Raw genomic sequence first — 14,273 nt, forward strand, 5'->3', positions numbered from 1 at the left:
CGACGGCTGCAGAAGAAGGGCACGTCGGCGGCGCGGCGGGTGCTGCGCCGCCTTGCCGGGCGTGAGCACCGGATGATGACCGACCTCAACCACCAGATCAGCAAGCATGTGGTGCGCGAAGCCGAACGCACCGGCCGCGGTGTCGCCCTGGAAGATCTGCAGGGTATCCGCGGCCGGGTAAGGGCTCACCGGTTCCAGCGGCGCACCCTGCACAGCTGGGCCTTCGCCCAGCAGATCACCTTCACCCGCTACAAGGCCACCCGCGCCGGGATCGCCTTCGTCCTGGTCGACCCCGCCTACACCTCGCAGACTTGCCCGGAATGCGGGTGTGTGACCAGGGCGAATCGGCCGGCGCGGGACCGGTTCGTCTGCACCAGGTGTGGCCTCGCTGGGCACGCCGACCACATCGCGGCCCGCAACATCGCCACACGCGGCATCGCGGGCTGGGCTGCCATCAACCAGCCACACGCTACCGGCCTCCCTTCACCCAGACGGGACCGAGAGAGCAAACCACCGACTTCAGCCGGCGGTAGTTGATGAGGGGAGAACTGGTGCGTCGCCGAATCACCGCCTTGTCGCTTCTCGCGGTCACCGCTCTAACGCCCATCCTGGCCACGAGCGCGCCAGCGCACGCCTCGTCCATGCTCCAAGTCGTCTACAGCAACCTGCCCTATGACATCTGCATCAGCTTCGGCCGGTCGGGCCAGGAGACCGGACGCTGGCAGACCTGGTGGTGCAGCACTCACCAGCCTGAGAACCCGATGTTCTACACCTACGACCTGTGGGCGTACGTGAACTGAGGCGTCCTCCCGATACGGGTGCTGCCGTCGCTCCTGTGGCCGGATCGAGTATCACCCGCATCCACGGGCGTGTGGGGACGGCGCACGCTGGACGCCGACGACATCGCCCGCTTAGAGGAGCGCGTCGACGCCGAACGGGCCGCCCGCCCACTGGTGTCGGCCATCGCGGGGCTGCCCAAGAGCCTGAGGACCGTGAACTCCAGAAGCCTTAGCGATACCGCCGAGCGCGGTCATCCGAGGGTCCGGTCAGCTCACAGGCGATCAGCCCGTCATGGTTCGCTCCGGCGGGTCAGCGTAGGAGCAGTCGCTTGCGAAGGCGGGTTTTGAGGGGCGTTCTGGCGCGTACGGCCTGGCGGACGGCGTCGCTGTGGCGCCAGGCCGCGTCGGCGGCCTCGTGGGCGACGTCGTCGGGGGCGTAGCGGACGAAGTTGGAAATATCGGCGAGTGGTTGGAGGTGGGTGGATATGTCGGCGGGGTGCCGGGCCACCACGTCCTCGGCGGTCAGCGCCCGCTCCCCCTTCAGGCCGAGGTCGTCACAGGTCTGCGACCAGGCGCCGAGCACCCGCCGCTCCGCGCCCGTCACGTTCCTGCGGACCCGCCTGCGCCACCACGGCAGCACCATCGCCGCTCCCGCGTACGCCACCAGGATCCCCGCCCCCACCGCCGGGATGATCACCCACAGCGGCGGCCCGGCCGAGGACTCACGGCCGCCGCCCGCAGTGGGCTTCTGACCGGCCTTCGGCTTGTTCACGGTGCCCTGGGTGAACTCGCCCTCCAGTTCCTCGCTCTCCTTGAGGGCGGAGGACACCACGTCGTGGTCGTCCTTCGCGCCGCCACGGCCGGGCGTGGGGTAGAACGGCCGCCAGCCGAGCTTGTCGAACTTGATCTCCGCCCACGCCATGACATGGCCCGATTTAACGTGGTAAATCCCGTCGGACGCCTGCCCTGGCCGGAACCCCACCACGACCCTCGACGGCAGCCCGAGCGTCCTGGCCATGAGCGCGAACGTCGACGCGAACTGCTCCGACGTCCCCCTGTGCGTGGTCTCCAGGAAGAACTCCAGCCCCTTGAGCGAGTGCCCCGGCGGCGCGGTGACGTCGTAGGTGGCGCTGGTGCGCAGGTAGTTCTGCAGCCGGTACGCCTGCTTGATCGGCACGTCCGCGCCCTTGGTGGCCTGCTGGGCGAGCTTGTGGAACAGCGCCTCCTGAGGCCCGGCCGGGAACGCGGTCAGCGCGGGATCGTCGACCGGCGTGGCCGCGAGCAGGTCGGCCTTCGACGGCTCGGCCACCCGCGACGTCACCTCGTACGTGAACCCCTTGGCGGGCCGGCTCGCGGCCAGCAGCGCGCCGCTCCCGGGGTCGACGGCCAGGCCGCGTACGCCATCGACCTCGACGGGACGTTCGGCGCCGGGCAGCCAGGTGCCGGGCAGGCCACTGAACGTGATCGTCTGGCGTACGGTCTGCGCCTTGCCCGTCCAGTCCCCCGCGGGCACCCGCCCGCCCGTCGGCTGGAAGCGGGCGCCGGACGTCCAGCGGACGCCGTCATAGCGGTCCAGTACGGCCAGCCGCCAGTTGAGGGGCTTGGCCGCCTTGACGGTGAACAGGTCCCGGTCGGGGATCTGCAGCCAGGCGGACACGCGGTCGAGCGGGCTGACGCTGTCGACGCGTACCGGGGGCGGGAGTTCGGCGTCGTCGCGCGGGTTGTACGGCTCGGCGGCGAGGGGCAGCAGCGGCCCGGCGACCAGGGCGACCGCGGCCAGCGCGGCGGCGGCCGGGATGCCGGCGAGCAACCACAGCGCCGGCCGGTCGTCCCGGAGCAGGGCCAGGGCCGCGATGAGCACCACGAGGGCCGCGGCGAGGGGCACGTTCGAGCCCGCACCGTCCACCCCGAACAGCAGCGCCAGCCCGTACACCACCAGTCCGGGCACCGCGGCGGCCACGCGGGTCCTGGTGCGGGTCAGCGTCTCGGCGCCGACCACGGCGGCGGCCCAGACCAGCGTGTGCACGAGGACCAGCAGCCGCGGCTCCGGCTGGGCGGGCAGGAGGGTGGTGAGCAGCGCCCGCCACGAGTCGGCCAGGTCGCCGAGCAGGCCGGGAGCGATGCCCTTGTACAGCGGCACGGTCCCGGCGAACCACAGGACCAGGTCGAGCACCAGCGCCAGCCAGAGGGGCCGCCGCCGGCAGAGCGCGGCCACCAGGGCGGGGACGGTCGCGGCGGGCACGACGGCCAGGAGCAGCTCGGTGCCGGGGAAGACGCGATGGAACCCCCACCCACCGGCCCCGGTGACGGCCGCCACCAGCGCCAGTCCCCCTGACCACCGCCACACAGGCTGCTTCATCGCCTGCCCCAGGCCAGCGGCAGCGCGGCCAGGTCCGCGATGGGGACGACTGTCACGCCGGGCGCGCTGAGCGGACCTGTCCCTATATATACGCAGATGATGCGGTCGAACCGTCGTCGTGCCCCCGCCACCCGGGCGGCCTCGGCGGGGTCGCCGGTGATGACGACGAGCGAGCCGCCGCGGGCCAGCCGCACCGCCTCGCCGACGCCGGACGTACCGGATCCGACCAGGGCGAGGCGATCCAGCAGCAGCTCGGGGTCGGTCTTGGTCTCGGCGAGCGGCCCGTCGCCCGTGAGCACCCGCACGGGGAAGCCGGACCGGGCGGCGGCGACGGCGGCCGAGGCGGCGGCGTCCACGCCCAGTTCGGTGAGGTGACGGGTGTCGAGGACGACCGTCGTGGTGGGCAGGCTGGCGTCGATGAGCTGGCGCACCATGAGCGTGCCGGTGCGCGCGCTGGACTTCCAGTGGACGTGGCGCAGGTCGTCGCCGACGACGTATTCGCGCAGGGTGTGGAAGGTGACCGTGCCGCTGGGGGCGTTGTCGCTGGTGGGGCCCTCCAGGTGATGGGCCTTGCCCGACGCGGGCACCGGCAGCGCGACGGTGCGGGGGCGGACCAGGAGCGTGGCCGTCTGGCCGTACCGCCTGATCCTGCGGGTCAGGCCGAACGGGTCGGCGCGGACGAGCAGGAGCGGGCCGACGGGGATCTCGCCGCGCACGCCGGTGGGCAGCGGGTACGACACCGTTCTGGTGGCGTTCCGGGGCAGGCGGGGCAGGTCCACCGTGTGCTCGGCCGTACCGATGCGGTCCCGCGCGCGCAGCCCTGACAGGCCCTGGCGGCCGAGATTGCGTACGTGAAGGACCGCCACGGCCGCGTCCCCGCGCGGCACCTTGAGCGGAGTGACCTCGCGGTGCACCTCCAGTCTCGGTCTGGGGGCGGTCCAAGCGAGGGCGGCGGCGAGCGCGAGCACCCCGCCGGTGGCCAGCACGACGGGCTCCGGGTAGCCGAGCGCGAACCCCGCCGCGTAAAGGATCACGGAGCCGGCGAGTGTGCCCCACCCCAGCGGTGTCAGCACCTAGGCCGCCTGCGGCACCGGCATCCCGGCGAGGAGCTCGCCGAGCACGTGCGCCGCGGTGACCTCGCGTAGTTCGGCCTCCGGGGTGAGGATCAGCCGGTGCGCGATGACCGGGACGGCCAGGGCCTTGACGTCCTCCGGCACGACGTAATGGCGTCCGGCGGCGGCGGCTTTGACGCGGGCGGCCCGCAGCAGCGCGAGGCTGCCGCGCGGGGAGGCGCCGAGCCGCAGGTGCGGGTTGGTGCGCGTGGCGCCGCACAGGGCGACGATGTAGTCGTAGACGGGGTCGGCGACGTGGATGCGGGTGGCGAACTCGATCATCCCGGCCACGTCCGACGCGCGCGCCACGACGGGCAGCCGCTCGACCTGCGGCCCGGTGGGCATGCCCTTGAGCACCTCGACCTCCGAGACGTGGTCGGGGTAGCCGACGGAGATCCGCATGAGGAAGCGGTCGAGCTGGGCCTCCGGCAGCGGGTAGGTGCCGTCCATGTCGACGGGGTTCTGCGTGGCGACCACCAGGAACGGCCTGGGTACGGGATGCGGCTCGGCGTCGACCGTGACCCGGCGCTCCTCCATGACCTCCAGCAGCGCGGACTGGGTCTTCGGGGAGGCGCGGTTGATCTCGTCGGCCAGCACGATGTTGGCGAACACCGGCCCCTGGTGGAACTCGAACTTCTGGTGCGCCTGATTGAAGATCGACACGCCGGTGATGTCGCTGGGCAGCAGGTCCGGCGTGAACTGGATGCGCCGCCACTCGGCGTCCACACTGGCGGCGATGGACCTGGCCAGCGTGGTCTTGCCGGTGCCGGGCACGTCCTCGATCAGCAGGTGTCCTTCGGAGAACAGGCAGATCAGGGCCAGCTCGATGGCTTCGTGCTTGCCGCGGATGATGCGCTCGATGTTCTGGGCCAGCATCTGGAAGCGCTGGGCGAACTGTGCCGCGAGCTGCTGCGGTTGCTGCGTCTGTTCGTTGTACAACTGAGGTCCCCTATCTCAGTCGGTGCACTCGAAGAGCGGAGCCTCCGGGAAGCCGCCCCCGTCCGGTGTGGCCACCAGCGTGTCGTTGAGGTAGCCGTTGCCCGCCGACGACTCGATCCGGTTCCAGATGTCGCTGGACTTGCCGGTGGACTTGTCGGTGTAGGACGAGCCCTTGACCTGGCAGATCACGGTCAGCGTGATGTACTGGCCCTGTGGGATCTTTCCGGCCTCGCCATCGGCGGACGGGCCCGGCCGGATGAGCGTGTTGGTGTCGTTGTTGCTGGCGTTCTGGTACTGCTGCCGCGGGTAGGCCAGGTCCACGTCCGCCGTGGCGGCGTCCTGGCTCTCCCCCGCGTCGTTCTTGGCCTTGAGCTTGAACTCGTGCTTCTGGTTGTTCTTGAGCCCTTCGGCGGTGAACGACGTGCCCTTGACGCTGTCGTTGCTCACCGCGCCGGAGAGCACGTACGTGATGCCTTCGCCGCCGCTCTCCGGGGCGTCCCAGGTCAGCTCGGCGCCGCGGTTCTTGGGCTTGGCCGCGAAGTTGGCCGGTTTGCCGGGGGCCACGCAGGGCTTGACCCCGGCGCTGGGCTCCGACTCGACCTGGCCGCCCGACCAGTGGGCGACGACCGTGAAGGTGTACTCGGCTCCGCAATTCCCGCCCGAGAACTCGAACTGGAACGGCCCGTCGGCGTCCACCGACTGCGGCGTGGTCCTGCCGTCGCCGCCGGACACCTTGAGCGTGTAGCGGTTGACCTTGCCGCCGCTGGACGGGCTGAAGTTCACGCTGACGTGGCCGGGGCCCGACTTGGCGCTGACGGCGCCCGGTTTGGTGGGCGCGCTGGGCGTGGGCGTGGGCGTGGGAGTGGGGCTGCGGGTGGCCGAGGAGGGAGTCGGGGTCGACGTCGGAGTCTTGGTGGGCTTGCGCGACGGCTCCGGGGCGTCCGTCTGCGTCGGCGCCGGGTCGTCCGTCCTGGTCGGGTCGGGCCTGGGGTCGGTGTTCGTCGGCTCGGGCCGTGGTGTCTGCTTGGGCTTGGGGGTGTTGGTGGGTCCCGGTACGTCCGAGTCGTCCTTGTCGACGTCGTGCTTGCGGCCTTCGGTGTCGACGACGACGGCCTTGTCGCCGTTCTCGTCGTTCGCCCAGAGCAGGCCGTCCTTGACGAACACGTCGACCGGGCCGGGCCCCTGCGCCACCTGGAGCTTGGTGGGCTGACCGCCCGCCGCGCTGTCCCACACGATCAAGCCGCCCGTACTGCGGTCCGGGACGTACACCTTCGAGCCGAGTATCTGCGGCACGCCGAGCGCGGCCGGGTCCTTCACCGCGAACTTGGTGTTGAGCACCGAGTTCGACTCCGTGTCGACCACCACGAGGAGCCCGGAGTCGCCGGGCGTGAGCAGCGGCACCAGCGAGCCCTCGGTGGATGCCGGCGCCAGTACGCCGCCCTTGGCGGCCTGGGCGACCTCCTTGGGCAGCGTGATCTCGCCCACGCCGCCGTCCGCGCCGACGATCGTGGCGGTCGCGGCGCGGGTGTTGACGATCATCGGCAGGCCGCCCGCGATCGTGACGGCCAGCTCCTCGCCCGGCTCGCCGACCTTGACGGCGCTCGCGGCGACGCCCTTGGTCACGGGTACGACCTCGCCTTTGGCCGTCACCGGCACCCAGAGCCGCCCGCCACCGTCGATGCGGGCCGAGCCGAGCGGGCCCGGCAGCGTCAGCGGCGCGCCGACCGAGTTGAGCGTGGCGGGATCGATCTGCTGGACCTTGCCCTCCGGGTCCACCGCGTAGCCGGCGGCGCCCGAGACGACGATCTGCAGGCCGGCCGTGCCGAAGTTACGGGTCTGCGCGACGCTGAGCTGGCCGGGCTCGATCCGGCTGACGTAGCCGCTGCCGTCGTCGACGAGCAGGACGTTCGAGCCGTCCTGGACGATGCGCAGCCGCTGGGCCGACTTCTTGTCGAGGTAGCCGTCGACCTCGCCGGACAGGCCGTTGACGTGCACGATCTTGCCTCGGGCCTGGGTCCATAACCAGGCGCCGACGTCGGCCAGTTTGGGCGTGGCGCTGGAGACGCCCACGCCGAAGACGGCCGCCAAGGCGACCAGGATCACGGCCACCGCGCCGGCGATCAAGGCTGTGGCACGGTCTCCGCGGAGTACGCGGATACGCAAGGCGTCACTCACCCCGTACGTACGATTACTGAACGTTTGCCCCCGTATTACCCTGGATCACCCTAGCGTGCAGCGTGACTACTCGCAGGTAAGCACGCCACGTCGGGCACTACTCGCAGGTAAGCCCGTCAGGTCGGGCCGAGATTGTCGGTCCGAAGCCGTACCTTAGAGCCCGTGTCCGAACAGTCCTTGACCCTCGACGCCGCCCTCTCGGAGGAGGCGGTGCTGTCGACCTACCGCCGGATGTTCGCGGCGCTGGCCCGCGACAGCGGGGCGGTCGTCGACGACCCGGCCCTGGTCGACATCGCCGAGACGCTGTTCGCGGCGTTCGCGGAGGCGGGCGAGGAGTGGCTGACGCACGAGCAGATGCGCTTCGCCTGCCGCGCCTATCCCGGCGACCAGTTCGACAACCGGCTGCGCGTGCTCAAGGGGCTGGGCGCGATCCGCGAGGTGTTCCCCAAACCCAACCAGCTGCGCTATCGGGCGTCGTTCACCAGCGTGGTCGGGCTGATGTTCATCAGGCGGATGATGGACGACGGCGGCCAGTCGGAGATGCACCGGCTGCTCGCGCTCGAAGACCTCAACGTCGCCGACCCGCGCACCACGATGGAGGAGGCCAGGCAGAGCGCCGCCAACCTGGCCAGGGCGTTCCGGCTGTGGGCGCTGGAGCTGATCACGCTCACCATGGGCACGATCGAGGAGCTGCGCGAGCAGGCGCCCAAGCTGTGGGGCACCGAGGAGATCGCGCGCCGGGCACAGAGCCTGCACGGCACGATCCTGACCCGCTGGCCGGCGCTCGACCGGGTCTGCACCGACCTGCGGGCGGCCATCTACGCCTACAGCGACGCCTCCCGGCGGGCGGCGGGGCGCCTGGCCGACTCGGCGGGCACCACTCGCAACCTGACGCTGCTGCCCACCGAGACCTGGCGCACGTTCTCGCAGACCGCCTCGCGTGAGCGGCTCGCGGCGGTGCTCGACGGCTTCGTGTTCGACGCTCCGGCGCCCTGGCACGACCCGGCGGCGATCGCCCGCGCGGTCGACGAGGCGCCCCGCCCGGCTCCGGCCCAGCCCACTCCCCCGCGCTCCAACCTCGCCGACGCGGGCCCCGAAGGCTCGCTCGACTCCGCGCCCAACGCGGCGATCGAGCGGCTGACCGAGGTGGCGGAGTCGCTGCTGGGGGCGTCGTCGCGGGTGGCGCTGGCCGACATACTCCGGTCCGACTGGCCCTCGGCCCGCCGGCTGCTGGCCGACCTGACGACGGTCGATCTGCGGCCTGAGCTGCCTTATCGGCTCGTGTGGGCCGACGACCTCACGATCTCGCCAGGAGGCGAACCGGCCTGGCTGTCCCACGGCTACCTGGAGCGCTCCTCATGACCCGAATCTCGTCAGAGGCCGCTGGCCCGGACCCCTCTTCGGAGCCCGCTGGTACGCGCGGCTCCTCAGGGGGTTCCGCTGCGGATCGCACTTCGGAAGGCGCCGGTCGCACTTCGGAAGGCGCCAGTTCCGGTCGCGCTTCGGAGGGGTCCGCCGCGGGTCGCACTTCAGCGGGCGTCGGTGGGGGTCGCTCTTCGGCGGGTACCGGTGGGGGTCGCTCTTCGGGAAGCGCCGGTGCGCGGCGCGCGCTCGGGGACGACGCGGTCGCTCACGTGCGGGCGCGGTCGGGCGGGCCGCTGCGGCTGGGGGCCGGCGTCGCGGCGCCACCTGGGATGGTACGGCTCACGCGCCCCGACTCCACCGGCCAGGCCCTGCCGGTGTGGCCCGACGCGGCCACCCCGTCGCTGCTCGACGAATACCAGGTGCCCCCGGTCCCGGTCGAACGCTCGGGCGAGACCCGGCGGGTGCTCGCGGCGACGCTCAAGTGCTGCTGGAGCGACCTGTCCGTCGACCCGTGGCCGGGCACGCCGGCACCGGTCGAGCTGATCCTGGACACCTACCGGGCACTGATCGGCCGGGCCGACGACCTGATGCGCAACTGGGCCATCGGGGCGCTGCGCCGACTGCACGACTCGGCGTGGATCGTCATGTCCGACGGCGTGGTCTCGCTGGGCCCGCGCTGCGCCCTGTGGCCGGTCGAGTCGCACGCCCAGCTGAAGGAGCTGGTCCGGCGCATTCCCGCACCGGAGCAACGGGACCTCACGGTGGTCGCGGACGCCGACATCGTGGCGGCCGCCACACAGGAATCCCACGGGCTGCAGGAACCACCCGCTGTGGAACAGCCTTCCGCTGCGCAAGGGCCGCTGGAGGTTCAGCAATCCCCCGCTGGGCCAGGATCGCCGGTCGTACAACAGTCCCGCGCCGTGGAAGGACCGCCCGCCTCAGAGCAACCACCCGAGGTGCAAGAACCACCCATCGTGCAGCAGCCGTCCGAGGCGCGGGTGCGGGCGCAGGATCCCGCGACCGAGACGACGACAGTGGCGGCGACCGCGACAGCGACAGCGAGGACGACAGTGGCGGCGGCGGCAACGGCGGTGGCGGGCCGGGTCGAGGGCGGTGCGGCGGAGTTCGACGAGCTGCTGAGCGGCTATGACGAGCGGCGGCGGGCCGAGTTGGTGGCGGCGTTCATGGCGGTGGAGCATGGCGCTGAGCCGGTGCTGGAGGCCCGGTTCGGCGGTCTGCGCGATCCCGCGCTCCGCCACACGCTGGGCGAGATGCTCGCCCGACGAGGCCGGACGCTGATCCAGCACCGCGAGCGATGGACCTCGGGCTACGACGACGCCTACCGCGCCGAGCCGACGCCCGCGACCGCCGGGGCCGCGACCGGCAGGGCCGGGTCCGGCGGGGCAGGGTTGGGGTCTGGCGGGGCAGGGTCGGGGTCTGGCGGGGCAGGGTCGGGGTCCGGCGGGTCCGGGGCAGCGGCGGGGCTTGGTGAGAGTGAGCGGGCGGTGTTGACGCTGGTGCTGGTGCATTCGGTGGCGATTCCGAGGGCGGAGGGGCTGCTGCCCGACGACACCTGGCTCTCGCCGCACCCGACTCCCGTCGACGAGCTGCGCCGCCACACCCAGTTGCCGATCGGCGAGCTGGAGGCGGCGCTACGGATGCTGCGGCACGCCGGGCTGCTGACCCAGGTCAAGGCGGGCGAGGAGGCCGGCGGTTACGCGCCGGGACCGCAGTTCCACCGGCTCACCCCGGCGGCGCGGCGACGGCTGCAGGAGGAGCTGATCCTGGCGGCCGGACCACACAGCCCGCTGGCCGCGGCCGTACGCGCGCGGAGATCGACAGGGTAGCCACCCGGACCTGCCAGGCCCGGATTGCCACCCGGGCCTGGCAGGCGCCAAGCGTCAGACGCGGTCGGGGTAGCGCGGGGAACGGAACCTAAGCGTCCTTGACCGGGCGGCGCGGCGAAGAGACGGCAACAGCCCACGCGGCGCGGCAAACAGACAGCGAGCGTGCTCGGCTCAGTGCGGTGAAGAAGCAGCAAGCGTCCGCCCTTGCCGGGGCGGCACGGTGCAAGGACTGCAAGCGTCAGCCCCGCCCGGGTCGGCGCGGTGTACAAGCAGCAAGCGTCCGCCCTCACCCGGGCGGCACGGTTAACAGACAGCAAGCGTCAGCTCCAGACGGGGCGACGCGGTGGAACGGAAGGACTACGGGGGTCACAGGTGTCGCAGGTGGAGAACGTCGTCGGGGACCGGGTGTTGATCGCCATGCAGGCGGTCAACATCTCACGGCTCTCGACCCATCCGGTGCCGACCGTCCCCGGCACGCTTATCGTCGTCGCGGGGGCCGGGCCCAAGGACTCCAACGGCGCGGGCAAGTCGTCGTTCATCGCGTCGATCACGGCGTTGCTGGGTGACGAGCAGTGGCGTTTCGCCTCGGGGGCGAAGGCGGTGTCGGAGCTGCTGTTCAACGCCGAGCTGGCCAGTGGCGCGGGCGCCCGCCAGTGGGCCAGCGCCGACCACGGCTACATCGTCGGCGTGTTCGGGCGGCCCGGCGCGTCCTACGACCTGCCCCTACGAGCCACCGCTCCAGTTCCCGGCGCCGTCGCCTCAGACGAGACCGTCGGACCGGAGCATGGCACCTCAACTGCGGGCCAAGCCACCGGACCGAGGCATGGCACCTCCACGGCTGACCAGGCCACCGAACCGGAGCAGATCAGCGTGGGCGTGGAGCCGGACGTGCCGGATGACGGTGAGTTGTTCTCCGTGCCCGACACATCTGGCGGGGCCGTCACCGTGTGGCTCAAGGTCAATCAGGAGGCCCCCCACCTGGAGATCCGCTGGCGCGAGGGCGTGCATCTGGCCTCCGCCGCGTCCGAGGCCGAGCGCGTGGTGCGTGCCGACGAGATGTGGGCGACGCTGCCCAAGTCCGCCGGGCGGCGCGACGTGGTGGCCCGTGACCTGACCAAGGTGCTCTACGGCGACCGCATCCGCTGCGTGTCGTTCCTGTCGACCTCGGTCCGGAGCAAGGTCGCCACCAACCTGCTCTCCCAGCCGCTCAACGAGATCTCGCCGGAGCGCGTGTTCGAGGCCATCGCGGCCCTGACCGGCCTCGACGCCGAGCTCGAGCAGGAGCGCGAGGCTCGCAGGGACGAACACTCCAAGCGCGTACGGGCGGCGCAGGCGGCCGATCGGCTGGCCGAGTTCGAGGCGGAGTCGCGGGCGTTGCTGACCACGTTCGACCGGCGCGATCAGGCCCGGATCCGGCTGGCCGACGCGCTGCGGTGCTGGCGCGGGCGCCAGGCTCGCAAGCTGGACGACGCGGCGGCCAAGGACGAACTGCTGGTCGCCGAGCTCGAACGGCACCGGACCGCGGGCGAGACGGCGGCCGAGGCGCTCTCCATGGTGAAGGCCGAGATCACCACCCTCAAGGACGACACGCTCGATCGGAGAGTGGCGGAGGCGCGCAAGGAGCTGGCCGCGATGCAGGCGCGGGCCGCCAAGCTCGACGCCGACCGGGCCGTGGCGGAGAACTCCGCCGACGAGTTGCGCGGCCTGATCCCGGCGCTGGAGGAGACGCGCCGGTTCTCCGACGGCCGTGATGTGCCCACGGCCGAGCGGGAGCTGCGAGAGGCGCGGCTTCGGCTGAACGAGGCGCTGAAGGCGCTGGGCGTGGCCGATCGCGAGGTGGCCTCTGCCCAGGCCGCGCTGGACGACGCCGAGGGCGGCCCGGCCGCTGCCCAGCTCAACGCGCTGGCCGCGGCGGGCGTCGTGGCGACGGGTCTCCTGGACGCACTGGACGTGGCCGAACAAGCCCGCGACTACGCCCACGGTGACCGGGCCGGATCCACTGGCCGTCCATCCCCCAAGACAGCCGCGAGGTCCGCCGGTCAAGCGGGCGATGGAGCAGCCACGGACGTCGGCGCTGGGGTGCCTGGTGGGGCTGGGCTCGGGTTGGAGGACTTGCGGGGGTGGCCGAACGAGCACGCCGTGATCGTCGACGCCGGCCAGCTCGAAGCGGCCGCCGCGGCCTTGGTCGAGCTGCCCGGTTCGGTCTTGGTGAGTGCCGCCGGGGTGAGCGTGGTGGGGGCGTTCGACGGGGAGGCGACCGGCCGGGAGGCGCGGATCAAGGCCGCCGAACACCGGCTCAATCGGGCCAAGGACACCCAGGAGACCGCGGCGCAGACCGTACGCGATGGGGAGGAAGGTGTCGCGGAGGGACAGCGGCGGCTGGAGGGGGCGCAAGCGGGAGTACGGCTCGCCGAGCTGGAGACGAAGCTGGCCGGGCGGCGGGCGCGGCTGGGCGAGCTGACGACGGCGCTGGAGGAGCTGGCGCCCGCGGTGGCGGAGGCCGAGCGGCAGGCGGCCGCCCTCGACTTCCGGGCCCGCACGAAGGACATGGAGATCGAACGCCTGGAGGGGCGGCGGCAGCGGCACGAGGGCGAGCGGGCCCGGTCGCGTCAGGACGAGACGAGGGTGAGCGGCGAACGGGAGGCGCTCAAGGTCGAGGCGCTGGCCGCCGACTGGGGCGGCACCGCCGAGGGAGCGCGGGAGTGGCTCAAGGCGCTGCCCGAGGGTGAACGAGCGCGCACCGCCGAGGAATGGTGGCGCGTCGCCGAACGGCATTTCGACCAGGCGTTGCGCGACACGTTCCCGGAGGAGGACGCGGAGGTCCCGGAGGAGCTGCGGTTCCTGCTGTCCGAGCGTGGGGGGAGCACGGCGCGGGAGCAGGCGACGTTCGCGGCGGTGTGCGGCTCGCTGGCCTCCTATTTGCGCGGGCAGGAAGAATATGAGAAGCACCAGCGGCGTCAGATCGAGGCGCAGGTCGTGTCGAGGCAGCGTGACCTGGCCGCGGCCGACAAGGGGGCGGAGGAGGCGGCCAGTTCGACGGCGGTGCACCGGGCGGCGCTGACGGCGGCGATCAAGTCCCGGCTCACGCGGGTCGCCGAGGAGTTCGAGCAGCTCGACACGTCTTACGGAGGTTACGGGGCGACGCTGGAGTTCCCCGTGCCACCGGCGCCCGCGGATCCTGAACAGCGCTGGCAATGGCGCGTCACGCCCAAGTGGCGGCGCGGCGAGGGCCAAGGCTTCGTCCCGTACAACCGGCGGGCCAACACCGCGCTCATGGACGAGAAGGCGGTCAAGCTGGTGTGCGCGGCGGCGATCGCGTCGTCCGGGGGCGGGCATCTGTGCCTGGTGCTCGACGAACTGGGCCGCAACCTGGGCAAGGAGCATCGGCGTGAGGCGGTGGCGCTGTTCCGGCGGATCGGCGAGACGTACGGGATCACGGTGATCGGGGCGCTCCAGGACGACATGGAGCCGTACGCGATCGACGCCTGCGGGCAGTACATCAAGCTCCGGCGATCGTCGGATGCGATGCCGTACAACGAGCCACCGGTGATCGTCGGGCACGACGAGCACGCGGAGCGCGTGCGGGCATTGGCCGCCTACGTAGACAGGAGCGCCTGATCGGCGGGGCTGCCCATGGGTGCGAACCGCGCATGCGTATGGGACCGCGCATGCGTGTGGGACCGTACTTGATCAGCGG

The 14,273-nt window shown here is 72.0% G+C and carries 9 protein-coding genes; 5 read left to right on the forward strand and 4 right to left on the reverse strand.

Going from position 1 to position 14,273, the window contains the following annotated elements; translation table 11 throughout:
* Together AB0J16_RS55285 and AB0J16_RS55290 are read left to right on the forward strand one after the other, a co-directional pair.
* Window positions 1-537, forward strand: a 537-nt coding sequence (locus AB0J16_RS55285) for a transposase (RefSeq protein ID WP_358556054.1), incomplete at its 5' end; no start/stop codon positions are given.
* A 14-nt stretch (window positions 538-551) separates the two neighbouring features.
* Window positions 552-800: a hypothetical protein gene (locus AB0J16_RS55290; protein WP_358556057.1), complete on the forward strand. Its 249-nt coding sequence runs from the start codon at window positions 552-554 to the stop codon at window positions 798-800.
* 289 nt (window positions 801-1,089) lie between these two features.
* Here AB0J16_RS55290 and AB0J16_RS55295 read toward each other — a convergent pair whose 3' ends face one another.
* The 4 genes from AB0J16_RS55295 to AB0J16_RS55310 are packed head-to-tail and all read right to left on the reverse strand — an operon-like array spanning window position 1,090 to window position 7,313.
* Window positions 1,090-3,138: a DUF3488 and transglutaminase-like domain-containing protein gene (locus AB0J16_RS55295; RefSeq protein ID WP_358556060.1), complete on the reverse strand. Its 2,049-nt coding sequence runs from the start codon at window positions 3,136-3,138 to the stop codon at window positions 1,090-1,092.
* Complete coding sequence (locus tag AB0J16_RS55300) at window positions 3,135-4,211, reverse strand: DUF58 domain-containing protein (protein WP_358556063.1); 1,077 nt, start codon at window positions 4,209-4,211, stop codon at window positions 3,135-3,137. The genes AB0J16_RS55295 and AB0J16_RS55300 overlap by 4 nt, the downstream gene beginning before the upstream one ends.
* Window positions 4,212-5,189 carry a MoxR family ATPase gene (locus AB0J16_RS55305; protein ID WP_225289611.1) on the reverse strand — a complete coding sequence of 326 codons (978 nt, stop codon included), beginning with the start codon at window positions 5,187-5,189 and terminating at the stop codon, window positions 4,212-4,214. It abuts the gene before it with no gap.
* A 15-nt stretch (window positions 5,190-5,204) separates the two neighbouring features.
* Entirely contained in the window at window positions 5,205-7,313 is a 2,109-nt protein-coding gene (locus tag AB0J16_RS55310; protein ID WP_358556065.1) for a hypothetical protein, read from the reverse strand.
* A gap of 213 nt (window positions 7,314-7,526) precedes the next feature.
* Between AB0J16_RS55310 and AB0J16_RS55315 the strand changes: the two genes are divergently transcribed.
* The 3 genes from AB0J16_RS55315 to AB0J16_RS55325 all read left to right on the forward strand — a co-directional run bounded on the left by AB0J16_RS55315 (window position 7,527) and on the right by AB0J16_RS55325 (window position 14,194).
* Window positions 7,527-8,726 (forward strand): hypothetical protein, encoded by a 1,200-nt coding sequence (locus AB0J16_RS55315; protein WP_358556068.1) that lies wholly within the window; start codon window positions 7,527-7,529, stop codon window positions 8,724-8,726.
* Window positions 8,727-8,998: 272 nt separating this feature from the next.
* Window positions 8,999-10,576, forward strand: a complete 1,578-nt coding sequence (locus AB0J16_RS55320) for a hypothetical protein (protein WP_358556071.1) — start codon at window positions 8,999-9,001, stop codon at window positions 10,574-10,576.
* A 381-nt stretch (window positions 10,577-10,957) separates the two neighbouring features.
* Window positions 10,958-14,194, forward strand: a complete 3,237-nt coding sequence (locus AB0J16_RS55325) for a chromosome partitioning protein ParA (RefSeq protein WP_358556073.1) — start codon at window positions 10,958-10,960, stop codon at window positions 14,192-14,194.
* The last annotated feature ends 79 nt before the right edge of the window (window positions 14,195-14,273 follow it).

Source organism: Nonomuraea sp. NPDC049750, assembly GCF_040659625.1.
Classification (GTDB): Bacteria; Actinomycetota; Actinomycetes; order Streptosporangiales; family Streptosporangiaceae; genus Nonomuraea.

Coding starts and splice junctions, on each gene's coding strand:
- AB0J16_RS55295 (WP_358556060.1), bottom strand. CDS start 3,138: ATGAAGCAGCCTGTGTGGCGGTGGTCAGGGGGACTGGCGCTGGTGGCG.